Genomic DNA, 25,370 nt, shown 5'->3' with positions numbered 1-25,370 from the left:
GGATTATTTGATTCTTTTGAATCATGAAGTTTTATTGAAAAGAAAGACTAATTTTGCTAGGTATACTGAGCATTATGGCAAAAGAGCAGATTTCTATTTTTGATATGTTTAAGATTGGGATTGGTCCATCCAGTTCTCATACATTAGGTCCTTGGCGTGCGGCACAAAGATTTGTTGAAACTTTAGAAAACAAAGCCGTACTGGATAATGTAAAAGAGATAAAAATCTTGCTTTACGGTTCATTAGCTAAGACCGGTGTAGGACACGGAACTGATATTGCTGTCCTATTGGGCTTGAGTGGTGATGACCCAGTTACCTTCGATGTTAGTGACGTAATTCCTAAAGTAAACCGGATTAAAGAAAATAGGAAGATGACCCTTGGAGGAAAGAAAGAAATTGATTTTTCTTACCCAGATGATTTATTATTCTTATTCGATCAAAGTTTGCCCTTTCACCCCAATGCAGTTACCTTTCAAGCTTTCTTAGAATCTGGAAACGCAATCTCTGAAACTTATTATTCGATTGGTGGTGGATTTGTTGTTCAGGAAAATGACACGGAAAGCGTACTGTCTGAAATTGACCTTCCTTTTCCAATTGATACTGCGCAAGAATTAATGGTCGCATGTATGCGTACTGGATTGAAGATATCTGAACTGGTTCTTGAAAACGAATGCTCATGGAGATCCGAGAAAGAGACCAAAGAGGGCGTTCTGAAAATATTTCAGGCCATCAAAGAATGTATTTATAAAGGTTGTCATACCGAAGGTGTTTTGCCTGGAGGACTTAATGTGGAAAGAAGAGCCTCTAAATTAAATAAGCGAATGCTGAAGGGAAGGGCTTATTCAGACTTTGATACCTGGGTTGAGGCAATTAGAGCTGGAGGCAGGGACTTTGGATATATCCTAGATTGCGTAAGTTGTTTTGCTCTGGCAGTTAATGAGGAGAACGCATCATTTGGAAGGGTTGTCACTGCACCAACCAATGGCGCAGCAGGAGTGATACCTGCAGTTCTTCAATACTATATTGTTTTCCACGATTGCTATAAAGAAGACAAGATTATTCAGTTTATCGCAACAGCATCTGAAATAGGTTCTATTTTCAAAAAAGGAGCGACCATCTCTGCAGCAATGGGGGGATGTCAAGCTGAAATCGGCGTATCCTCTGCTATGGCTGCCGGTGCATTGACCGAAAGTCTTGGTGGTTCTCAGAGACAAGTTTTAATGGCTGCAGAAATTGCAATGGAGCACCATCTTGGATTAACCTGTGACCCTATTGGCGGGTTGGTTCAAATTCCATGCATTGAAAGGAATACCATGGGCGCCATTAAAGCTATTACTGCTGCTCAGCTTGCATTACAATCCAATCCCGATAAGGCGAAGGTAAGTTTGGATGCGGTGGTTAGTACCATGTGGGATACCGCTCAGGATATGAACATTAAATACAAAGAAACCGCCGATGGTGGTTTAGCAATAAAAGTTCCTTTAAGTCTACCGGAATGTTAGCCAAATAAAAATCTAATTTTTCTATCTTTGAATCATGATTCGTTATGCAGCACTTGCTTCCGGGAGTAATGGAAATAGTTATTACATCGCTAAAGGTAATACCGCTGTTTTAATTGATGCCGGAATCAATAACAAGCATCTTCACCTGCGTATGGCAGCCCTGGGCATTAATCCTGCAACAATCAACGCTATTTTTGTAACCCATGAACATACAGACCATATTTCAGGTCTTGCTGTATTTGTAAAACGTTATCAAATCCCAGTTTATCTCACCCAAGGAACCTATCAATCCTCAAGACTACAACTACCTGACTATTTGATCAATTTCATTACACCAAATTCTGTAGTAAATTTAGAAGACCTTAGTGTTTATGGTATTCCTAAATATCATGATGCGCAAGATCCTTGTAGCTTCTTAGTATCGGATGGTCAAATTAATATCTCTGTATTGACCGACTTAGGAAGAATATGCGATAATGTCAAAAAAGCTATCCGTATTGCAGATATTTTGTTTCTTGAAGCAAATTATGATGAACAGATGCTTTTAACCGGAAGATACCCTTATCATTTGAAGAACAGAATCAAAGGTGGGTGGGGACATATTTCCAATTCTCTGTCCTTAGAAGCATTCTTGCAGAACAAAACCGAACGTCTCAAGCATTTGATATTAGGACATTTATCTGGAGAAAATAATACAGTTGATTTAGTGGAAAACCTATTTCAACCCCACTGCTCCGAGATTAAGTTATCTGTCGCAAAAAGAACAGAATCTACATCTTTATTCGAAATCGCTAAACAGATTCAGACCGAAGTATTTGTAGAACATTATTCTTATCAATCCATTCAAGTGATTGATATACAGCAATAAAAAAGCCATAAGATTTTGTCTTATGGCCTTGAATATTATTAATTAAGGTTAAACTAATTCCATTTTGAAAAGTTCTGCTAAATGATTTTTTAGTTTAAGCTTCACATCCTCCATATCAACCTTCTGCCCCAATTCTCTTTCCATTGAAGTGACATCTTTGTCATCTATTCCACAAGGAACAATGTTTCCAAAATAATCTAGATCTGCATTGACATTAAATGCAAATCCGTGCATGGTCACCCATCTGGAAGCTCTAACACCCATTGCACAGATCTTTCTCGCTTTGTCATTGTCGGGATCCAACCAAACTCCTGTATATCCCGGGTATCTTCCTGCAACGATTCCATAATCTGCAAGAGTCAGGATAATGGCCTCCTCAAGCGTTCTTAAGTAAAGGTGGATATCCGTGAAAAAATTGTCCAGATCCAAGATGGGATATCCAACAATCTGTCCAGGTCCATGATAGGTAATATCGCCGCCTCTATTTATTTTATAAAAAGTTGCTTCTTTCTCTTTTAACCCCGCTTCATCCAGCAATAGATACTCCAAATGTCCACTCTTACCAAGGGTATAAACATGAGGATGTTCAGTAAATATTAAATAGTTTGGGGTTATGGCCTGCGTATTGTTCACTCGGTTATCATGCTTAATCGCCAAGGTCTTTGCAAAGATTTCTTCCTGCTTGTCCCATGCCTCCTGATAGTCCAAAAGCCCCCAGTCAATAAATTGAACTTGTTTGTTTTGCATTTTTCTCTCCTAATACAACAGGTTGTTATAAGGATACCGTGCGTTATGCATTTTTACAACGATATCATAAACCTTCTCCTTAAACTCCTCTACATTAATCTTGTTCGTCGCAGAAATGAAGATGGCAGGATCTGAATTCTTTGCCATCCAAGAGTTTCTGAAGTCATCTATAGTCACCTTAATTTCTTCTCCTTCCTCATCTACTTCAACAGGTGGTTTGTAAGCATCGATCTTGTTAAAAACGGTAATAACCGGTTTGTCCACGGCACCAATGTCTTTCAAGGTTTCATTAACAGCACGGATATGGTCCTCAAAGTAGGGGTGTGAAATGTCTACTACATGAATCAATACATCTGCCTCACGTACTTCGTCCAATGTTGACTTAAAGCACTCCACCAGATGGTGTGGTAATTTGCGAATAAATCCTACGGTATCGGATAATAAGAAAGGAAGATTGTCGATAACTACTTTCCTTACGGTCGTATCTAGTGTAGCGAATAATTTGTTCTCAATCAGCACATCCGATTTTGAAATCATATTCATGATGGTGGACTTCCCAACGTTTGTATATCCAACCAAGGCTACTCTAATCATTTCGCCTCTATTTTTGCGTTGGGTTTCATTCTGTTTGTCGATGGTCTTTAAACGGTCCTTCAACAGGGAAATCTTGTTCAAGATCATCCGTCTATCACTTTCAATCTGACTTTCACCTGGACCACGCATACCAATACCACCTCGCTGACGCTCCAAGTGTGTCCACATCCTGGTCAGTCGGGGAAGTAAATATTGTAATTGTGCCAATTCAACCTGCGTTTTTGCTTGCGCTGTTTTGGCATGCTTTGCAAAAATATCTAAGATCAAATTCGATCTGTCCAGTACCTTAATCTCAAAATATTTTTCAATGTTTCTCAATTGAGATGGAGATAATTCATCATCGAAAACAACTATATCAATCTCTTCGGCTTTGATGAATTCTTTTATCTCATCCAGTTTTCCTGAACCCACAAATGTTGCACGGTCTGGAAATGCTAATTTCTGGGTAAAGATGCCCTTGGTAATACCACCAGCGGTAGTGACCAAAAACTCTAATTCTTCTAAATATTCTTTTGCAGTTTCCTCAGAAACATCCGGAGTAATTACACTTACCAATACCGCTGTTTCCGGCTTAACTGCCGTGTCATGTATCTTAAATCTTGCCATTTATTGTTTTTAAATTTGAACAAGTAAAACGTTGAATGGTTTGTACTTGTTTTGGCCCGTCCCAGTAGAAACAGGTTTACAAAGTTACGGAATTTACGAGATTTTGTCCCATGAAATCGTTGGAGCACTTTTGTTTAGGTATTGTGCTAATAGTTGATTCCTTTCCTCACGCAGATTCGGATCTTCTTTGAAGATTTGAATGACTAATTGCCTGGCTTCTGAAAGTATAGCTTGATCTTTTGCCAAATCAGCAATTTTCATTTCCAACACACCAGATTGTTGAGTGCCTGATAAATCGCCAGGACCTCGAAGTTGCAAGTCCACCTCCGCAATTTCAAACCCATCATTAGTTCTCACCATGGTTTCTAACCTTGTTCTGCCTTCCTTGCTCAGTTTATTGCTGGACATTAAAATACAAAAGGACTGTTCTGCCCCTCGTCCGACCCGTCCGCGTAATTGGTGCAACTGTGAAAGACCAAAGCGCTCCGAATTTTCAATAACCATAACCGAGGCATTCGGAACATTCACTCCAACCTCAATAACAGTCGTCGCAACCATAATCTGGGTTTCTCCTTTGATAAACCTTTGCATTTCAAAATCCTTATCCTTTACAGGCATCTTGCCATGGACAATGCTGATTTTAAAATTCGGTAAAGGAAACTCCCGCATCAATCCCTCTAAACCAGCTTCCAAATATAGCAAGTCCATTTTCTCACTTTCCTTGATCAACGGATATACAATATAGACTTGTCTACCTTTGGCAATTTCTTCTCGCATAAAACCAAAAACTCGCAACCTTTGGTTTTCAAAGAATTGAACTGTCTTAATGGGTTTTCTGCCCGCTGGCAACTCATCAATGATTGAAATATCGAGGTCCCCGTACATGGTCATTGCCAATGTTCTGGGTATTGGGGTGGCGGTCATGACCAGCATATGCGGTGGAATGCTGTTCTTCCGCCACAATTTAGCACGCTGTTCCACACCGAATCGATGCTGCTCGTCGATAACTACAAAACCAATATTTTTAAATTTTACCTTGTCTTCAATTAATGCGTGGGTGCCTATCAAAATATCCAATGTTCCATCCTCCAGTTCTTGATGGATTACCCTTCGGGCTTTAGCAGGAGTAGAGCCAGTTAGTAATTTAACATTGCATATGTCATCCCCTAAAAGCTCTTTCAATCCATTGAAATGTTGGGTAGCCAAGATTTCTGTAGGAGCCATCATACAGGCTTGGTAGCCATTGTCTAAAGCAAGCAGCATGCTCATCAAAGCGACTACAGTCTTCCCAGAGCCAACATCTCCCTGCACCAGCCTATTCATCTGTGCTCCGGTATTACAATCCAACCGTATTTCCCGGACTACCCTTTTCTGTGCATTCGTCAAAGGGAATGGAAGTCTTTCATTAAAAAAACGGTTGAACTTGTCACCAACCTGATTAAAGAGATGTCCCTTATAGCGTTGCGTGTTGAGTTGTTTATTTTTTAATAATCTAAGCTGTATAAAGAAAAGTTCCTCAAATTTCAATCTGTTGATCGCTGCCTTCATCAGGGATTCATTCTGTGGAAAATGAATGCTTAATAAAGCCTGTTGAAGGGATAGGAATTGGAACTTCTCTAAAATGTATTGAGGAAGAGTTTCTTGAATTGACCGAAGGGTGATTTCAAGAGCAGTTTGCTGAAGCTTCTGAATCCCTTTGCTATCTAGGTTAAATTTCTTTAGTTTTTCAGTTGAAGAATAGACGGGCTGCATGGTCATATTTCCGACCTTTTTCCCTTGTTGTTGATACAGTTCCATCTCTGGATGGGTAATGGATATCGATCCATTGAATTCAGACGGTTTACCATAAATAATATAGGCAGCGCCAACCTTCAAGCCTTTTTTCAACCAAGAAATACTTTGAAACCAGACCAGTTCCATCATTCCCGTATCATCTTTGATCTGACCAACCAATCGCCGGCCCCTTTTTTCGCCAATTTCCTGTAGGCTCATTAATCTTCCCAATACCTGAGCACCGACCATGTCCGAATTTAAGTCCCGGACTTTATGAAATTTCGTGCGGTCGATATAGCGAAACGGATAGGTCTGTATTAAATCGCCAATAGTGAAGACTTGCAGCTCCTTTTTGAGTACATCAGCCTTTTGAGGACCTACACCTTTAAGATATTCGATGGGAGTAATTAAAGATAAATCTGCCATGGGATAGATAATCCCACTAAAATAGTAAAAAATGAAAACCCAAGCAGTATGCCGTTCGATTTATTTAGTATTTATAGATCAGTTCTGCTTTCCCGTCCTTACAGGAAACCATACTTGGCGGCAGCAACAGCATACAGTCTGAAATAAGTTTATATTTCTTATTAAATGCAATATCTGCTTCATTGTATTCTTTAACAAGGTCTTCAAATCCGTCTTTTATCACAGTTTTTGAAAATGCAATATAACCTTTTGGACCTCCACAGGCTTTTTCGCCCAAGGCTATAAAATTCCAATCATTAGAATTATTACACTCAACTGAATTCGCCAATTCTGTAATTTTTTGAAGCATTTTATCTAGCTCTAATTGGTCTTGAGCCTTTTCGCTATCTAAATTCGTCTTATCACAAGAAAATAAAAACAAAAAAGTAATCATGCTGAATAAATGGATTGCTGACTTCATGATAATAAGTTTATGGTTTAACTTTAGTGTCATATTTAAACGTTTATTATTGTAAAGTGCTACACTTTAGTTTATTAAATGAAAAAAGTCCCTGTATAAAGGGACTTTTGAAATTGTTTTATTTAGATAGATGTAGGTCTATTGTATTGTTGTTCCGCCATCAACCGGAAGGTTCACACCACTGATGTATTTGGATTCATCCGATGCAAGAAATAGAGCTGCTAATGCAATATCCTTAGCATCCCCATAACTTTTTAGGGGTATGATAGACATTAAATATTGATGGTATTGTTCATTGCTTAAATGAGATTCAGACATTGGAGTCTTGATATAGCCAGGATTAATGGCGTTTACCCGGATATTGTACTTCCCGAAATCCACAGCTGCCGCGCGGGTAATAGCAGAAACTCCACCTTTTGATGCGGTATAAGAACCCGGACCAGCCATTCCCGTTAATGCTGCTATGGATGAAACATTGACTATACTACCCCCATTTTCTTTCATGTGAGGCAATACCGCCTGCATTCCCAACATCACACTATTGATATTGATTGCATAGGTCTTTTCCCATAAAGCTTCATTCTGCTCTTCAAATGGCGTGGGAACCGAAATGCCCGCATTATTGATTAATACATCAATCTTTCCAAAATTATTGATTGCAGCAGGAACAACATCCTGAAACCATGTCTCTTTATTGGAAACATCATGTTGTACAGCAACTGCATGAAAGCCTTCTGATTGTATTTTCTCTACTATTCCTCTTAATTTATCAATCTGAATATCGGTAGCAACTACTTTTGCCCCTTCATTGGCAAATAGGTAGGTCATGGCCTCTCCCATTCCTGAAGCGGCACCTGTGATAATGACCACTTTTCCTTTTAATCTCATAGCAATTATGTTGATTTATAAATATCCGTAGCTTTTCTCAATTAAAAAGTGATATAGGTTACCTTCGTTGAAAAATTCATGAAACTGTTAGTGCGCAAATGATATGACAATTGAAATAACAGTTAACAATCTGATTGGTTTGATTTTAAATAAAAAAGTCTGCTTATTTCAATTAAGCAGACTTTTTATGGAATAATAACTTTTTATTTAAGATTTCCAGGCTATGACAGAAATCTCTACATTAACCTCTTTGGGCAATGTTTTCACTGCAACACATTCTCGCGCAGGTTGATTCTCCTTAAAATATTCAGCATAAACCTCATTGACTGTCGCGAAATAGTCCATGCTACTCAAGAAAATAGAAGTCTTTACCACATCTGAATAATCATATCCAGCATTTTTTAAAATCGCCCCTACATTTTTCAATACCTGATGTGCCTCATCTGCTACGCCGGTGCTTATGAGTTCCATTGTTTCAGGGATCAATGGAATCTGACCCGATACATATAATGTTTTATCGGCTTTGATTGCTTGGTTGTATGGTCCGATTGCTGCTGGTGCTTTTTCCGTGTTTAGAATTTCTTTTTGTGCCATGTTTTTATCTCTCTTATACTAAAATATGTCTAAACGTAGTTTCCTATTAGGAATTGTTCCTTACGTTTGATGGTCTAATATACGATTAGCCGTTTGGATTTTCAACAATTGAGAACAATAAGTAAATTGCAGAATGAAACAGAAATTAGCTTTAACCAATGGAAGGATTTATTCAGAACATCAGATTTATGATCAACACGCACTTTTAATAGACGATGATCGAATCGCTGGTATTATCCCCATTACAGATGTTCCTGAAGGCTACCAAAATTGGGATGTTGAGGGGGCAAATATTTGCCCTGGTCTTATCGATTTACAGATTTATGGAACTGGTACTGACCTTTTTTCTGCTGAATTAACCATTGATTCTTTACACCGAATAGAACAGAATTTACTTAAGCAGGGATGTACTTCCTTTGTCCTGACCTTGGCAACTAATACGCTGGAATTATTCAAAGAAGCAATTGATGTATTTAAAAAAGCAAACCCAAAAGTAGCTTTAGGACTCCACTTAGAAGGACCATTTTTAAATGCTGCCAAACGTGGTGCCCATCCTGCCGAACTCATTCAAAAAGCTACAGTTGATCTTTTGAAATCTGTAATAGAAGGTAATGCTAATGTGGTAAAAATGATGACCGTTGCGCCTGAGTTGACTGATCAGGAATGTATAGATTATCTGAATGAGAATAATGTATTAATAACTGCTGGCCATAGTGCTGCGACTTATCAGGAGGCTACACATTCCTTTGATAATGGAATTCCTGCCATAACGCACCTTTGGAATGCTATGTCCCCTTTACATCACCGTGATGTCGGGCTGCCAGGTGCTGCGTTCAATCATCCTGAAGTTTGCGCATCCATTATTGTGGATGGGGTACATGTGGATTTTGAAGCCGTGAAAATATCGAAAGAATTAATGGGTGAGCGATTGTTTCTGATTACAGATGCGGTGGCCGCATGTGACAAAGCAATCTATCAACATGTATTTAATGTTGATCATTACAGTATGCCGGATGGAACCTTGTCCGGATCAGCTTTGAGTATGTTAAAAGCAGTAGAAAATTGTGTCAAGAAAGTAGGAATTAGTCTAGATGAAAGCCTTCGGATGGCAACCCTTTATCCAGCAAGGTTATTTGGAAGGAATGATATCGGTAATTTAAATAGTGGATCAATCGCTAATGTGTTGGTTTTTGACCAGAATTTCCAGGTTCAACAGGTTGTGTTTCAGGGTGAAAAAGTTATTTAACATATAAAGAATAGGTTACAATTAGTAGGAAAGCTTATAAAAAGCTTAATTTTGTGAGTTAAGAACGAATTTATGATGAGAAGATTTTTAAGTCTTTGTCTTTTTGTGTTGTTGGCGGTGGTTATCATATCATGTGGCTCGAAAAGAAGGCAAGGAAAAGTTTTGCAGAAACCAACTGCCTCTGTGGAGACAGTAACTCCTGAAGAAACTAAAAAAGAAGAAGAAAAACCGGTTGAAAATAAAGAAAAGCCTAAACCTGCAGGCGAACCGGTTACACAAAAGAAAGTAGTTGAGAAACCTGTATTTAAGGCAAACCTACCAAATGTACCTAGAGAATTTCGTGCAGCTTGGGTTGCAACAGTAGCAAATATCAATTGGCCTAGTAAGAATAACCTCAGTACTGAACAGCAAAAACAAGAAGCAATTAACTTATTGGATATGTTGAAAAATAACAACTTCAACGCTGTTATCTTTCAGGTAAGGCCTTCTGCTGATGCTATGTATAAGTCAAGCTTAGAACCTTGGTCTTATTTTCTAACAGGACAGACAGGTAAGGCTCCAAGCCCTTACTATGATCCATTGGAATTTTGGGTTGAAGAGGCTCATAAAAGAGGTTTAGAGCTTCACGTTTGGTTAAATCCTTATCGTGCTCACCATAGCAATGGTGGACAAGTGACGGGTGAGTCCTTAGTTCGCAAATCCCCAGACAATATCGTTCGTCTTAGAAATGGAATGTACTGGTTCGACCCAGCTAGCCAAGAAACGCAAGACCATTCCGCAGCAGTGGTTATGGATATCGTGAAGCGTTATGATATCGATGGTGTGCATTTTGATGATTATTTCTATCCATATGCTACTTATAATGGAGGATCTGATTTCCCAGATGACAAAACCTGGTTTGCGTATAAGAAAGTTGGTGGCAACTTAAGTAGACCTGACTGGAGAAGAGATAATGTCAATAAATTTATTAAGCGCATTTATACCGAAATTAAAAAGGAAAAACCTGCCGTTAAATTTGGCTTGAGCCCATTTGGGATATGGAAACCAGGTTATCCTTCCGGCGTAACAGGTTCATCTCAATATGATGAGCTTTATGCAGATGCGAAACTTTGGCTTAATGAAGGCTGGATAGATTATTTTACACCTCAATTGTATTGGCCGATTGATCCTCCAAAACAGAGTTTTACTAGTTTATTGAAATGGTGGCAATCTGAAAACAAACATAACCGCCATTTGTGGCCAGGACTTAATACTGTTGAAGTAAGGTCAGCTAACCGTGCGGACGAGATTAAACGCCAAATTGCGGTAACTCGTGAGGTTATTCCAAATAGTGTAGGTGCTGTGCATTGGAGCATTGCTGGATTAACTAAAAATCCAATGTTATTAAAAGCTTTACACGATGGACCATATTCCCAAAAAGCATTAGTTCCTGCATCACCTTGGCTATCTGCCAACCCTATTTTAAAACCAACGCTAATGCTAACGAATCAGCCAAGCAGTGTATTTGTGAAATGGCTTCATAAACAGCCTGAACAGGTATTTAAATGGGTTGCCTATGCTAGATATGGAGATACGTGGGATGTACAGATTCTTGATGCGCCTCAATCTGAATTGAGTCTTCCAAAAAGTAAAGATGGTCAGAAACTAAATGCTGTTGCTGTAAAACCAATCGATAGATTGGGGAACGAAGGCGACTATGCCGGCGAAGCTATTGAATAATCAATAAGGATTAATATCTTAAACAAAACAGCAGATAGGAATGACACCTATCTGCTGTTTTGTTTTACAATGTCCCTAAATCATTTGAATGTCACGTAAATGTTACCGATGTGTGTATGATTTACACTTTAGAGTGCAATCGGTTGCGCGGCTAAATGCTTTAATCTGCTAAAATTCAACGATTATGGGCTAAACCTTCTGCATTTTTATTCGAACCTTCATTCCGATTTATGCGTGTTTAATACCTGGTTTTGCTAAATATGTCATTATTCCGTCATTACCTTGCTTTATTATGCGGTATTTGTGTTAATTTTAGCGTGGTTTTTTTGCTAAACTCGATGTACCAAATCATAAATTAATGGGAAACATATTCTTATACGCTTCTGTAATTGGGCTTCTGTTAACTAGTAGCTGTGGTTCAACTAAAAACAAAATCGTTGTTAAAAACGATGAGCAATCTTCAGTTGCTGTGAATCAAGGGACAATTCTACCTGCTGCCGACCAATTATCTGCTTATCTGCCTCTTTTGAAAGGTAAGAAAGTTGGGTTGATGGGAAATCAGACATCTGTAGTTGGCCCTCAGAATGAACATCTTGTTGATGTACTCTTGAAAGAGAAGGTAGACCTTAAATTTGGTTTCGCTCCTGAACATGGATTCCGTGGTGATATCGAAAGAGGTGAGAAAGTTTCTAACGATGTGGATGCAAAAACCGGTTTACCGCTATTCACCTTATATGGTGGAAATGAAAAGCAGGATTCAATTATCCAATCCATTGATGTCATGATTTTTGATTTGCAGGATGTTGGTGCTCGTTTTTATACCTATATCACATCTCTTCACCGGGTCATGGAATTATGTGCCAAGCACAACAAAGAATTGATAGTTTTGGATCGCCCAAATCCTTGTGGCGACCAAGTCGATGGACCTGTTCGTAAAGACGATAAATATAAATCCAATGTGTCTTACCATAAAATCGCTATGGTTCATGGTCTAACTGTTGGAGAGTTGGCTAAGATGATCAATGGAGAAAAATGGTTAGAGCAGGGTAAGCAATGTAAATTGACTGTTGTACCTGTTCAAAACTATACCCACTCCAGCATGTACGATCTTCCGGTTATCCCATCTCCAAGCCTTCCAAATCATTTATCAGTTCGCTTATATGCTTCTTTATGCTTATTCGAAGGAACAGATATTTCTGTTGGTCGCGGAACAGATTGGCCGTTCCAAGTAGTAGGTTATAATAATCCGGTATACGGTGATTTTACCTTTACACCGACTGAAAAGGCAGGAATGGCGAAACATGTGGAAGGTAAAGGCAATGTTAATTATGGTCTGGATCTTCGTGGGTTAGACGCTGATAAACAAAAATTCACTTTAAAATATATTCTCGACTTCTATAATAAAATGCCAGACAAATCTAAGTTTTTTGCCCGTGCAGAATTCTTTGATAAACTAGCCGGAACGGATGACCTTAGAAAGCAGATTATTGCTGGAAAAACAGAAGAGGAAATTCGCGAAAGCTGGAAACCTGAATTAGACGAGTATAAGAAGATGAGATCAAAATATTTGATCTACCCAGACTTCAAATGAAAAACAAGCATGTGATGGCTCAATTTTATTGAGCCTATTCGCATAAAGGATAATTTGTTTCTGGAAAGGTCAATGTACTAAAGCATCGGTTGTTTCAGTTAGATGGAAATAAACCGAATTATGATAACAAAAATTATAAATTATTATTAACTCTTAAAGCAATGCGAAGACTTCTACTCTTTTCTCTCGCTCTGGGTCTAACAATGCCGACTTATGCGTCTTTTAACGCAAACAAAGGTGTTGTTGCACTTGGAAACCATGCTAGCTGGACTAAGGCTTCATCGGTGCTGCAAAATACCGTAACTGGTACGGTTAGCGGCTCAGATGGTCCTATTGCAGGAGCTACTGTCAATGTCGTGGGTACAACCGTAACCACAGCAACTGATGACAGTGGTAAATTCTCCATTTCTGCACCCGTAGGATCAACATTAAGATTCTCTTTCGTAGGGTACGAATCCAAAGATGTAACTGTAGCAGGTAATACTGTCAATGTTACCCTTCAATCAACTAGTGACCTTCTTGACGAGGTCGTAGTTGTGGGTTATGGTACTCAAAGAAAAGGTAACTTAACAGGTGCTGTGGCATCTATTAGTGTTAAGGATAACTTGGAAGGTCGTCCTATCGCTGATATTGGTCGTGGTATTCAAGGGGTTACTCCAGGTTTAACTGTAACCATTCCTAGTGGTGAAGTTGGTTCTGATCCGCAAATCAAAATCCGCGGTTCTTTAGCATCGGTACAAGGAAATGGTAATCCACTAATCTTATTGGATAATGTGGAAATCCCAAGCATCCAGTACGTAAACCCTGATGATATCGAATCCATTTCAGTATTGAAAGATGCCGCTTCTTCATCTATTTATGGTGCAAAGGCAGCTTTCGGGGTGGTCTTGATTACAACTAAGACAGGTGCCAAAGGCGAAAAAATTGATATTTCCTATTCTAATAACTTCTCTTTCCAAAACCCTTTCAAAAAATATGAAATGGGAAGAATCAACGCTTTGAAGTATACCAAAGATGCGATGGAAAGAGTGGGCTCAAATATTTCTGGAGCATTCTATTATTTGACTCCTGAAAGTTATGAAATGGCTAAGCAGTGGGATGAAACCTATGGCTCGTCAATTGGCTACGGTGATCCTACCATTTATGGTCGTGACTGGATTGTTGATCCAACAAATCCAGGAAGAAAACTAGGCTTAAGAACCTATGATCCTTACGAATATATGGTTAGGGAATGGGCACCTACCATTACGAACAATGCATCATTGAACGGAACAGTCGGTAAAACAAGATATACCGCAACATTTGGCCATATTGCACAAAGCGGTATGTTGAAAGCTGGTGACTCCGATAAGTTTAAAAGAGCAAATGCTGCTGTTAGGTTGTCAACAGATGTCAATGATTATTTGACTCTTCGTGCTGGTGCCATGTTTGCGCAACGTAATAAATTATATCCATACGCAACGAACTCAACAACTGCCGATCCATGGTATTACATGTATCGTTGGAGTTCAATGTATCCAATGGGATTAGATGAAAATGGAAGCAAGATCCGTAGCCCTTGGTCTGAATATTCAGATGCTAACGAAGCTTCTATGAAACGTAACTACATCAATTTAAATGCTGGTGCAACAGTTAATATGACTAAGGACTGGAAGTTAGATGTGGATTACAATTTTACGAATGAAGACTATAACTGGTTTAGACCAGGTACTCGTTTTACTGCTGCAGATAGCTGGATAGCGCCTATTGCTCGTCTTGATGCTTCTGGAAACCCAGTGTATGTCGACGGAACAGGTGCTGTAGTTGCTGCGGGGGCTGCTGGGGCAATTCCTGCTTATGACTTAAATACCTATCAATATACAGCTCCAGGAGGTAACCCAGATCATGTGTATGCTAGATCAGCGTTTGAGTATAAACATACGTTAAATGCTTTCACGACTTATAATTTGAAATTACAAGAAGATCATGATTTCAAATTTATGTTAGGTACAAACATTGTTTCTGATTATGGAAAATATAACTGGACTCAGAAAACAAACTTACTAGACTTAAATAATCCTCAATTCGATCTTGCTTCTGGTATTGTTACAGGTAGTGGTGGTACTTACTGGACAAGCCAGGTTGGTTTCTTCGGTCGTGTAAACTATTCTTACAAGAATAAATATCTATTGGAAGCCAATGCACGCTATGATGGTTCTTCCAAATTTATCGATCAGTTGAAATGGAGATGGTTCACTTCTGCATCTGCTGGATGGGTAATTTCTGAAGAAAACTTTATGGAATGGGCTAAACCTGCTCTTTCTCAATTGAAATTCAGAGCATCATACGGTGTCATTGGAAACCAAGCTGTTCCTGCAGGTCTATATAGTCCTACAATGGATGCTTATGAATCTACTTGGGTTGGTGGTTCCAATAAATTCTATGCTGTTGGATCTCCAAGATTTAGCTTGAGAGATATTACCTGGGAAGAACTAGAAACGAAAGATTTCGGTGTGGATGCGCGCTTCCTAAACAGCAGTTTAGGTTTTGTATTCGATTATTATATCCGTACAACCAAGAATATGTTTGCTCCATTTGAAGGAACAACTTGGACTATCGGAGGTGGTGCTCCACAGGGTAACTTCGGTGAACTTCAAACGAAAGGATACGAAGTTGCTGTAGATTATAATTATCGTTTTGAAAACGGCTTAAGGTTCAACATCCGTGCTAACTTTGACGATGCAGTTTCCAGATTCTATGACTATACAGCATCTCGTTTAATGTCTTCAAATTACGATGGCCGTGCTTATGGTGATATTTGGGGATACGAAACAGATAGGTTGTATCAAATGGATGACTTCGTTTTAGGAGCTGACGGTAAGCCACAGAAAGTTACGCTAACCGAGGATATGACCAAATATTTCTCAAGTGGTGGTGGATCTACTTACCAATTAAATGATCAAAACGGTAAGCCTGTTTACCAAACTCGTTTAGAGAATACAGGTACGTTTGATTTCGGTCCGGGTGATGTTAAATTCAAAGATTTAAATGGTGATGGTGAAATTGATAATGGTGACGGTACTATCGACAACCCTGGGGATATGAAAATCATCGGTAATTCAACGCCTCGTTATAACTATGGTTTACGTTTAGGTGCGGATTACAAAGGTTTTGATTTCTCGATTTTCTTCCAAGGAACTGGACAGAGAGCAATCTGGGGTCAAGGTGGTTTAGCAATCGCAGGTTTCAATACTGCTGATGGTGCAATGCCGGCTGCAATCGTAGATAATTATTGGACCCCTGAAAATACTGGCGCATTCTATCCAGCAGCATTCAACAATGCTGGAAGTAATTCGGCAAATAACATGCAAGTTCAGTCTAGATATCTATTAGATCTTTCTTATACCAGAATCAAGAACATTACATTTGGTTATGTATTACCGAAGGACTTTATCTCCCGTGCGAAATTAAGCAATGTACGTGTTTATGTGGCACTTGAAAACTTCTTTACATGGGATAAATTGAATGGCTTGCCAATCGATCCTGAGGTAGTTTCTGGTTTCTCCATGTTTAATGAAGATAACTACAATGGCGGTAGAACAGGGGTTGGTACTCCAACTTTCAAATCTGCTTCATTTGGTTTACAGTTGAACTTCTAATTCTAAGAACAATGAAAAAATTAACATATCTAATTCTAGGATCTGCCCTTCTTTTCACCAGCTGTGAAAAATTCTTGGACAGACCGGATTTGAACTCCATGGTGGATTCTGAAGCTACCTATTGGAGAAACGAAAATGATTTGCGACTGTATGCAAATGATTTTTATCCGAATTATTTTGTAGGATATAATTCAGCATGGGGAACTGCTTATGCACCGGTAATCGGATATAATTTCTCAGATGACCTTACATCTGAAAACCAACAGCTAGCTTTAACTAGTACACCTCCAACAGGGGGCGGTGGTTCTTCCTCATCAGCAGTTTCAACTTTGAGCCATGAATTCCAGGGACCGAACTGGAATTTCTACTGGGTTAGAAAGGCAAATATCATGATCGATAGGATCGAAAAATTTGCTAAACCTAAATTGACTGAAGATGAATACAAACATTGGTCAGCTGTGGGTAGATTCTTCCGTGGTTTCGAATATAGCCGATTGGTAAGCAATTTCGGAGATGTACCTTATTTTGATGCTCCAGTAGAACCTAATGACTTTGATACCCAATACAAACCTCGTACTAAACGTGTGGAGGTCATGGATAAAGTCTACGATGACTTCAAATATGTTTTGGCAAATATGCGTGAGTCTGATGGTGCAGGTTATGTTCATCGTTATGCTGCAGCTGCCCTAATCTCAAACATGATGTTGTTTGAAGGTTCTTGGCAACACTATCACAATATTGACAAAACTAGAGCTAAAAAGTATTTGGAATTAGCTCGTGACGCCGCTCAATATGTGATGGATTCTGGTAAATACAACTTCTCATCCGATTTTAAAGGCCTATTCGCTTCTGAAAATCTAGCTAGTAATAAAGAAGTTATTTTCTCTAGAATTTATGACGATGCATTAACTATTCGTCACTCGGTTGGGTCTTATAGCAACGGTACGGAAAACCAAGCTCGTTCTGCTAACTTAAACTTAATCGAAGCATTTATTTGTAATGACGGTAAAACTTTCCAAAGTTCATCGACTGCCAATGCAAAGAATTTCAGACTTTCTGAATTAATTAAAACTCGTGACCCTCGTTTTGAAGCAACTTTCATGGACACCGTGAATACGCCTGCAATCGGAACTTTGGTTTACGCCTATAAATTCGCTGCTAGAGAGGCTTTAACTTACCTGAATTCAGGTCAAGCCTATCCTCCAAAATGGGGTTCTAATACCAATACCAACGATGCACCAGTTGCTCGTTTGGCTGAAGTGGTTTTGAACTGGGTTGAGGCTAAACAAATCTTGGCGGAATTCTATGGCGGTCCCGCTGTTTCACAAGGTGATATCGACAAATCAATCAATGCAATCCGATTAAGACCATTAGATGCTGAAGCAGATGCTAAAGGGGTGAAACAAACAGCTCCGCTTTTGTTGTCTTCTTTACCAGTTGATCCGGCTAGAGATTCTGATGTTTCTCAATTAATGTGGGAAATCCGTCGTGAACGTCGTATGGAATTTGTATTTGAGTATGCAAGGATTCAAGATATCCGCCGTTGGAAAAAATTGAACTACTTGAATTTCGATAAAGACAATTACAAAAGAGGCTCTTGGGTGATTGGTGTCAAAGATTTTGGAGACAAAAAAAATCCAGGAAAAATCTTAGCGGCCTATAAAGGTAGACTTCAGGTTCAGAAAGCCGACGGTAAAATTGTAACTTATGATGGTACTAATGATGCCGAAATGGAAGGTTTCTACGTAGTTAGAAATTACGCAAATCGCTTGGCTGTTCAAGAAAGAAACTATCTTGCGCCATTAAGCATTGCTTTATTACAAGAATACGCTGATAGAGGCTATACTTTAACCCAAACACCGGGTTGGAATTAATCTTAAAAATTAAGCAAAAGGTCAAGCAATTGACCTTTTGCTATATTCATTTGTTATGAAAAGACTTTTATTTCTGCTGTTCCTTTTACCATTAAACCTTTTTTCTCAAACTTTTAAATTCGCTCAAGTTACCGATACTCACGTAGGTGGTGCAACCGGAGCTGATGATTTACGCAGGACTGTTCTTGACTTAAATCAGCAGCAAGGCATTGACTTTGTGATCCTTTCCGGTGATGTGACTGAATTTGGATCTGATGAAGAACTAGCCCTTGCCAAACAAATCTTAGATAGTCTACACCTGCCATTGTACGTGATTCCTGGAAATCATGATAGCAACTGGTCTGAAAGTGGTGCCAACAGCTTTAGAAAAGTTTTCGGAGCTGAAACTTTCTTTTTTGAACATAAAGGATTTCAATTCATCGGCACAACCTCCGGTCCTAATATGCGTATGAGTCCCGGACAGGTGCCTCGGGAAAACCTAGTCTGGATGGATTCTATTTTTTCAGCACATCCTGACCAACAGAAGCCCTTGATTGCAATAAACCATTACCCTTTGGATTCTTCGCTAAATAACTGGTATGAAAATATCAATCGTATTAAGACCAGAAATATTCAATTGGCTTTATGTGGGCATGGGCATCAAAACCATCTCTACAATTGGGAAGGTGTTCCAGGTGTTATGGCTAGATCCAACCTCCGTGCTAAAGATGAAGTTGGAGGTTATAATATCATTACCTTTTCTAAGGACTCGGTGTTTTTTCAGGTAAGAAAACCTCAGCTAAAAACGGAAGACCCCTGGCTGAAATTAGCCATGCAAAAAATCAATCCTCAATCTAGTGATCAGGTAAAACGTCCTAACTATTCGCTGAACCAGACAAGTTCTGCAAAAGTAGTTTGGGAGTTTGAAGATCATGGCGATATTGGAGCCGGCATCAGTTCCGATGGAAAATGGATTTACACCGCAAATACGGTAGGCGAAGTATATGCCTTAGATCTAAAGTCGGGAAAAAAACAATGGACCTTTAAAACAGGTGGAAAAGTCTATTCTACACCTGCGGTTCACAAGGGAATTGTTGTGGTCGGTTCCTCTGACCATTTCATATACGGTTTAAATGCAAAATCCGGGAAACTTGTCTGGAAAATTGAAACTGAAAAGGCTGTTTTAGGGTCTCCTGCCATAGAAAAGGGACGAGCTTATATTGGCTCATCTGATGGAATATTCCGCTGTATAGATGTGAAATCAGGTAAGATTAATTGGACCTTTAACCAGGTTCAGGGCTATGTCTCTACCTTACCTACGCTGGCCGACGGAAAAGTAATTTTCGGAAGTTGGAAAAACGGTTTCTATGCCTTAAACCAAAAGACCGGTAATCTGGAGTGGCAATGGTCAAATGGACACAGCAACAGGATGTTCTCCGCTGCGGCTTGTTACCCTGTTGTTGTCAATGATCGCGTTTTTATTGTTGCACCAGATCGTTTTATGACTTCCATTAACCTTCAAGATGGCAAAACTATCTGGAGAGAAAAGAAGGATGAATATCGTGTCAGAGAGTCTATGGGACTTTCTTATGATAAGAAATTGGTCTTGGCAAAAACAATGGATGGCGAATTAATTGGCATTCCAAATGATGCAAATTCCATGGATGTCAGTTGGAAAGCCAAAATTAAATTACCATATGAATTAGCTCCGACTGCTATTTTTAGCAATTCAAAATATATATTTGTGCCTAGCGATAAAGGATTATTGTCCGCTGTTGATCTCAAAAGTGGTGAAACCGCTTGGCAATATAAAATCTCCAATGGTATGATTAACCCTCCATTTATCCTAAAGGATAAAGTTGTCGTAAGTACAATGGATGGAAAAATCGTAATGCTAACCTACTAAACCTGAAATAATAATGCAGAAATTTTTAGCCATTATTCTATTGATGATTTCCTTTGTGCAAGTTTTTGCGCAGGAACAATCTTGGATAAGGATTAACCAACTTGGTTATCTGCCGGACAACAGGAAAGTTGCGGTTTGGGTTACGAAGTCGGATGTACAATTAAAGAATTTTAGCCTGATTGATCCTAATACAAACCAAAAAGTCTTTACAGCTAAGGCTGGGAAAGAATTTGGAAAATATGGACCGTTCTCAAAAGGTTATCGATTGGATTTCTCAAAATTCAATAAAAATGGGGAGTACTTTATCCTAGCAGATGATGGTACGAAATCCCCAACTTTTAAAATAAATTCCGAAGTTTATAAAGGCACCGCAGATTTTACTCTGCGTTATATGCGTCAACAGAGAACGCTGTTCAACCCTTTCTTACAAGACAGTTGCCATACACATGATGGATTCACCATGTATGCCAGTTCTGTTGGTATGCCAGATAGCACCCGAGTTGAAGTAGCGGGAGGATGGCATGATGCTTCTGATTATCTACAATATGCGACAACCTCAGCGAATGCTACTTATCACTTATTGGCTGCTTACCGAGATTTCCCTGCTGTATTCTCTGATGAAAAACAGGCAAATGGCTTAGATGGGAAAAATGGAATCGCTGATGTGTTGGACGAAGCGATTTGGGGATTGGATTGGTTGTTGAAAATGCATCCAAAACCCAATATCATGTTCAATCAGATCGCCGATGACCGAGACCATACGAAAATGAGGCTTCCGGGACAAGACTCTGTTTATGGTCGTGGCCATGAAAGGCCTGTCTATTTTATAGATGGCAATCCTCAGCAACGTGGTAAATTCATGAACAATACAACAGGTACAAGTTCAACGGCCGCCAAATTTGTTGGTGCATTTGGATTGGGACATCATTTGTTAAAAAACCAAAATGTAGAATATGCCAATCTGTTAAAGGATAAAGCCGCAACCGCTTATCAATATGCCTATATCAAGCCGGGAGTGACACAGACGGTTTCCGTCAAGTCCCCATATATTTATGCCGAAGATAATTGGGTGGATGATATGGAACTTGCTGAAGCGACCATGTTTAATTTGAACAAGGATAAAAGCCATATAGATAAAGCATTAGCGTTTGCTAGGCAAGAAAAAGTAACACCTTGGATGGTTCGGGATACCGCAAATCATTATCAATATTACCCATTTATCAATCTTGGACATTTCGAATTAGCGAAATCATCGGTTGGTCAAGTAAAAAAGGAAGCTTTAAGTTATTATAAACAAGGGATTGAGGAGGTAAATTCCAGAGCAAAGGAAAATATGTTTCTTCGTGGGGTTCCTTTTATTTGGTGTAGCAATAATTTAACAACTTCTTTTGCCATTCAATGCATTTGGTACAAAGAAGCTTCTGGCGATAAACAATTCGAAGAGCTTGAACAGGCTAACATCGATTGGCTTTTTGGCGTAAATCCTTGGGGAACTAGTATGGTTTATGGACTTCCTGCTCATGGTGACACACCAACAGAGCCTCATTCAGCGTTTACATACTTACACAACTATCCGATAGATGGTGGACTTGTCGATGGACCAGTCTATTCTGCTATCTATAATAATTTGATTGGTATACAGCTTTATAAACCAGATGCTTATGCAGATTTCCAAAGTGATCTTGTAGTTTATCATGATGATTTTGGTGATTACAGTACGAATGAACCGACAATGGACGGTACTGCATCGTTAATTTATTTGTTGTCTGCTAAAGAAAACGAATCAAAAAAAAAAGATTAATTGATGCCCATGGAGCAATTATCCGCGGCGATGAAACAAAAAGGCAGATCAGTCTTATTTTTACTGGAGATGAATTCAGAGAAGGACTGCAGACTGTAGCGGAAACATTAACAAAAGAAAATGTTCCTGGAAGCTTTTTTGTGACTGGGAGATTCTTAGAGGATAAGAAAGCGGCAAGGCTGTTGAAAAAATTGAGTATGCAGGGTCATTTTATCGGACCCCATTCTGATCAACATCTGCTCTATGCTCCTTGGGAAAATAGAGATAGTTTATTGCTTAGTAAAGAAGAGTTTAACAAAGATTTAATTGCAAATGTTGATAAACTTAACAAACTGGGTGTTAAAAATATAAATAAATTTGTTGCTCCTTATGAATGGTACAATTCTGAGATTGCTGCTTGGACAAAGGAACTTGGATTAGATCTGTATAATTTTACTCCTGGTTTAAGAACCGCTGCGGACTACACCTTTCCTGAGATGGGAAAGAAGTATATGTCATCAGATGCTATTTTAAAACAATTGCTTGAATATGAAAGCGATAAAGGGTTAAACGGACATATTGTTATCATACATTTGGGAAGTGACCCTAAAAGGACAGATAAATTTTTTAATCAATTAGAAACGATAATTGATTTATTGAAGAATAAAAATTATAAATTCGTCGGCTTAGACGAATTATAAATATTAGATGCGTGTTGTTGCGTTTTTTAGCAAAAAAGTCGCATATTTACGGAAAGTTATTGAAAGAATTGCAAATGCTAGATGTTATGATTAACACAACGGAGAAAGATTCCAATTATCAGGACTTAGATAAAATGTCGGTTCAAGAGATCCTGACGAATATCAACAATGAGGATAAAACAGTGCCATTAGCGGTGGAAAAAGTTATTCCACAGATTGATGCACTGGTAAAAGTTGTCGTTGATCGTATGAAAGCTGGGGGTCGTTTGTTTTATATCGGTGCCGGTACCTCTGGTCGTTTAGGGATTTTGGATGCTTCGGAGTGTCCTCCGACCTATGGTGTTCCTTTTGACTGGGTAATTGGTCTTATCGCGGGTGGTGATACAGCAATTCGTAAAGCTGTTGAATTTGCTGAAGACGATGTTGAGCAAGCTTGGAAAGACCTTGAGGAATTTGCAATCAATGAAAATGACTTTGTTATCGGCATTGCTGCTTCCGGAACTACGCCTTATGTCATTGGCGGTCTTGATAAAGCGAATGCAAAGGGTATTGCAACCGGATGCTTGGTTTGTAATGGTAATTCTCCCATTGCAGCCCGTGCTAAATATCCCATTGAGGTTATTGTCGGCCCGGAATTCGTTACTGGATCTACGCGTATGAAAGCTGGAACAGCTCAAAAACTTGTCCTGAATATGATCAGTACTGCGGTTATGATTCAATTGGGAAGGGTCAAAGGCAACAAAATGGTTGATATGCAACTTTCCAACCATAAGTTGGTCGGAAGGGGTGTACGTATGGTAATGGCTGAGACTGGAACCGATGAGGATACTGCAACTGCTTTAATCGAACAATTTGGTAATGTGCGTAAAGCAATCGATAACTATAACCTGAATAAACAAAACTAATTTCGACCATCTATTATGTCACCAATTATCCTTTTAACCTTTATCGTGGTTTACTTTGGGATTCTTTTGGCAGTAGCTCACTTTACTTCCAAGAATTCTTCAGATAACTCTACATTTTTTGTAGCCAACAGAAATGCTAAATGGTACATGGTTGCCTTTGGTATGATTGGTACCGCTTTGTCAGGGGTTACTTTTATTTCCGTTCCTGGAGATGTCGGTAATACACCTGCCGGTTTGACTGATGCCAATAATTTCAGTTACTTTCAATTTGTGCTCGGAAATGCAATCGGATTTATAATCATCGCTTATGTCCTTTTGCCCCTTTATTATCGTATGAACCTGACGTCAATCTATACCTACTTAGAGGAACGTTTAGGTCATAAAAGTTATAAATCTGGAGCGATGATCTTCCTGATTTCTAGGACTATTGGTTCTGCTTTCAGATTATATCTTGTGGCTATCGTGCTTCAACGTTATATTTTTGATGCCTGGGGAGTTCCATTCATTCTTACGGTTGCAGTCTGTCTAGTTCTAATTTGGTTATACACCAATAAAGGCGGTCTTAAAACCATTATTATTACGGATACTCTACAGACTACTTTCTTATTATTGGCAGTTGTCCTATCCATCTATTTTATGGCTGACGGTTTAGGTTTGACGGTTTTCGAAGCATTCGAAAAAGTAAAGGAAAGTACTTATTCTAAAGTTTTTATTTGGGAAAATCTCTTGGGTGATCCTCGAAATATTTGGAAGCATATTATTGGCGGTATCTTCGTAACGATTGCAATGACTGGATTAGATCAAGATTTAATGCAGAAAAACCTGAGCATGAAAACCATCAAAGAGGCCCAAACCAATATGATGACGTTTACAGGAATTTTTGTCATTATTAACTTGTTCTTCCTTTGTGTTGGTGCATTGTTATACTTCTATGCTGATGCCAATGGGATCAATATCGCTGATTTAGGCAAGTCGGATTATCTTTATCCAGAAATCGCTTTAAGACATCTTTCTATCGTCCCTGGGATTATTTTTATGATGGGATTGACTGCAGCAACTTTTGCAACGACCGACTCTGCGCTGACTGCTTTGACAACGTCCTACTGTGTTGACTTTCTAAATTTCAACAAGAAGGAAAATCCAAATGACCCCAAATTGATTAAACAGCGTAACTATGTTCACCTTGCATTCTCTGTAGTGATGCTATTGGTGATTCTATTATTCCATGTGATCAATGATGAATCTGTCGTATCTGCTATATTTAAGATTGCCGGATATACCTATGGACCCTTATTGGGATTATTCTCCTTCGGTATCTTGACGAAAATGAGGGTAAAGGATAACTTAGTGCCATTTATCTGTGTCATTTCTCCTGTTCTGATTTATTTATTGACGCAGTATATTCTTCCTTTAACAGACTATAAAATCGGTTTCGAACTGATTGTTTATAATGGCTTAATTACCTTTATCTTGCTATGGCTAACTTCCCCTGGGAAAGTGAAGACCCCATTAGCGGTGGTTAAATAAGGCCAATCCTTGATTTGTGTGTGCAAAAAAATAACAGTAAGTTTGA

General features: G+C 39.0%; 18 protein-coding genes. 12 read left to right on the top strand and 6 right to left on the bottom strand.

The window, feature by feature from the left end; all coding sequences use genetic code 11:
- Positions 1-74 precede the first annotated feature (74 nt).
- Positions 75-1,502 (top strand): L-serine ammonia-lyase, encoded by a 1,428-nt coding sequence (locus E0Y80_RS05725; protein ID WP_156306534.1) that lies wholly within the window; start codon positions 75-77, stop codon positions 1,500-1,502.
- Positions 1,503-1,536: 34 nt separating this feature from the next.
- On the top strand, positions 1,537-2,370 hold the full coding sequence (locus E0Y80_RS05720; protein WP_231595945.1) for an MBL fold metallo-hydrolase: 834 nt from the start codon (positions 1,537-1,539) through the stop codon (positions 2,368-2,370).
- Between the two features lie 48 nt (positions 2,371-2,418).
- On the opposite strand, the gene lipB is transcribed toward E0Y80_RS05720, so the two are convergent.
- The 6 genes from lipB to E0Y80_RS05690 all read right to left on the bottom strand — a co-directional run bounded on the left by lipB (position 2,419) and on the right by E0Y80_RS05690 (position 8,458).
- Positions 2,419-3,117 (bottom strand): lipoyl(octanoyl) transferase LipB, encoded by a 699-nt coding sequence (gene lipB, locus E0Y80_RS05715; RefSeq protein WP_156306532.1) that lies wholly within the window; start codon positions 3,115-3,117, stop codon positions 2,419-2,421.
- Between the two features lie 9 nt (positions 3,118-3,126).
- On the bottom strand, positions 3,127-4,317 hold the full coding sequence (gene hflX, locus E0Y80_RS05710; protein WP_156306530.1) for a GTPase HflX: 1,191 nt from the start codon (positions 4,315-4,317) through the stop codon (positions 3,127-3,129).
- 93 nt (positions 4,318-4,410) lie between these two features.
- Positions 4,411-6,516 carry an ATP-dependent DNA helicase RecG gene (gene recG / locus E0Y80_RS05705; RefSeq protein ID WP_156306528.1) on the bottom strand — a complete coding sequence of 702 codons (2,106 nt, stop codon included), beginning with the start codon at positions 6,514-6,516 and terminating at the stop codon, positions 4,411-4,413.
- A gap of 64 nt (positions 6,517-6,580) precedes the next feature.
- Complete coding sequence (locus E0Y80_RS05700) at positions 6,581-6,976, bottom strand: hypothetical protein (RefSeq protein WP_156306526.1); 396 nt, start codon at positions 6,974-6,976, stop codon at positions 6,581-6,583.
- A 138-nt stretch (positions 6,977-7,114) separates the two neighbouring features.
- Positions 7,115-7,864: an SDR family NAD(P)-dependent oxidoreductase gene (locus tag E0Y80_RS05695; protein ID WP_156306524.1), complete on the bottom strand. Its 750-nt coding sequence runs from the start codon at positions 7,862-7,864 to the stop codon at positions 7,115-7,117.
- 207 nt (positions 7,865-8,071) lie between these two features.
- Positions 8,072-8,458 carry a RidA family protein gene (locus E0Y80_RS05690; protein ID WP_156306522.1) on the bottom strand — a complete coding sequence of 129 codons (387 nt, stop codon included), beginning with the start codon at positions 8,456-8,458 and terminating at the stop codon, positions 8,072-8,074.
- A gap of 133 nt (positions 8,459-8,591) precedes the next feature.
- On the opposite strand from E0Y80_RS05690, the gene nagA reads away from it, so the two are divergent.
- The 10 genes from nagA (at position 8,592) to E0Y80_RS05645 (ending at position 25,324) form a co-directional block, all read left to right on the top strand.
- Positions 8,592-9,704 carry an N-acetylglucosamine-6-phosphate deacetylase gene (gene nagA / locus E0Y80_RS05685; RefSeq protein WP_156306520.1) on the top strand — a complete coding sequence of 371 codons (1,113 nt, stop codon included), beginning with the start codon at positions 8,592-8,594 and terminating at the stop codon, positions 9,702-9,704.
- Between the two features lie 72 nt (positions 9,705-9,776).
- Positions 9,777-11,423, top strand: coding sequence for a glycoside hydrolase family 10-like protein (locus E0Y80_RS05680; protein ID WP_231595944.1), 1,647 nt, complete (start codon positions 9,777-9,779; stop codon positions 11,421-11,423).
- 358 nt (positions 11,424-11,781) lie between these two features.
- Positions 11,782-13,014, top strand: coding sequence for an exo-beta-N-acetylmuramidase NamZ family protein (locus E0Y80_RS05675; protein ID WP_156306518.1), 1,233 nt, complete (start codon positions 11,782-11,784; stop codon positions 13,012-13,014).
- 161 nt (positions 13,015-13,175) lie between these two features.
- The gene (locus tag E0Y80_RS05670) at positions 13,176-16,652 is read left to right on the top strand and encodes a SusC/RagA family TonB-linked outer membrane protein (protein WP_156306516.1); all 3,477 of its coding nucleotides are present in this window, start codon (positions 13,176-13,178) and stop codon (positions 16,650-16,652) included.
- Between the two features lie 11 nt (positions 16,653-16,663).
- Positions 16,664-18,526: a RagB/SusD family nutrient uptake outer membrane protein gene (locus E0Y80_RS05665; RefSeq protein ID WP_156306514.1), complete on the top strand. Its 1,863-nt coding sequence runs from the start codon at positions 16,664-16,666 to the stop codon at positions 18,524-18,526.
- 55 nt (positions 18,527-18,581) lie between these two features.
- The gene (locus E0Y80_RS05660) at positions 18,582-20,411 is read left to right on the top strand and encodes an outer membrane protein assembly factor BamB family protein (RefSeq protein WP_156306513.1); all 1,830 of its coding nucleotides are present in this window, start codon (positions 18,582-18,584) and stop codon (positions 20,409-20,411) included.
- 13 nt (positions 20,412-20,424) lie between these two features.
- Complete coding sequence (locus E0Y80_RS05655; RefSeq protein ID WP_231595938.1) at positions 20,425-22,212, top strand: glycoside hydrolase family 9 protein; 1,788 nt, start codon at positions 20,425-20,427, stop codon at positions 22,210-22,212.
- Positions 22,194-22,892, top strand: coding sequence for a polysaccharide deacetylase family protein (locus tag E0Y80_RS20740; RefSeq protein ID WP_317163521.1), 699 nt, complete (start codon positions 22,194-22,196; stop codon positions 22,890-22,892). Before E0Y80_RS05655 ends, E0Y80_RS20740 begins: the two co-directional genes overlap by 19 nt.
- A gap of 86 nt (positions 22,893-22,978) precedes the next feature.
- Positions 22,979-23,797, top strand: coding sequence for an N-acetylmuramic acid 6-phosphate etherase (gene murQ / locus E0Y80_RS05650; protein ID WP_156306511.1), 819 nt, complete (start codon positions 22,979-22,981; stop codon positions 23,795-23,797).
- Between the two features lie 15 nt (positions 23,798-23,812).
- On the top strand, positions 23,813-25,324 hold the full coding sequence (locus E0Y80_RS05645; protein ID WP_156306509.1) for a sodium:solute symporter: 1,512 nt from the start codon (positions 23,813-23,815) through the stop codon (positions 25,322-25,324).
- Positions 25,325-25,370: the final 46 nt, after the last annotated feature.

The sequence above is a fragment of the Sphingobacterium endophyticum genome (assembly GCF_009733535.1).
Taxonomy (GTDB): domain Bacteria; phylum Bacteroidota; class Bacteroidia; order Sphingobacteriales; family Sphingobacteriaceae; genus Sphingobacterium; species Sphingobacterium endophyticum.
The sequence above is the reverse complement of the archived record's forward strand: the minus strand, read 5'-3'. Positions and strand labels throughout refer to the sequence as shown.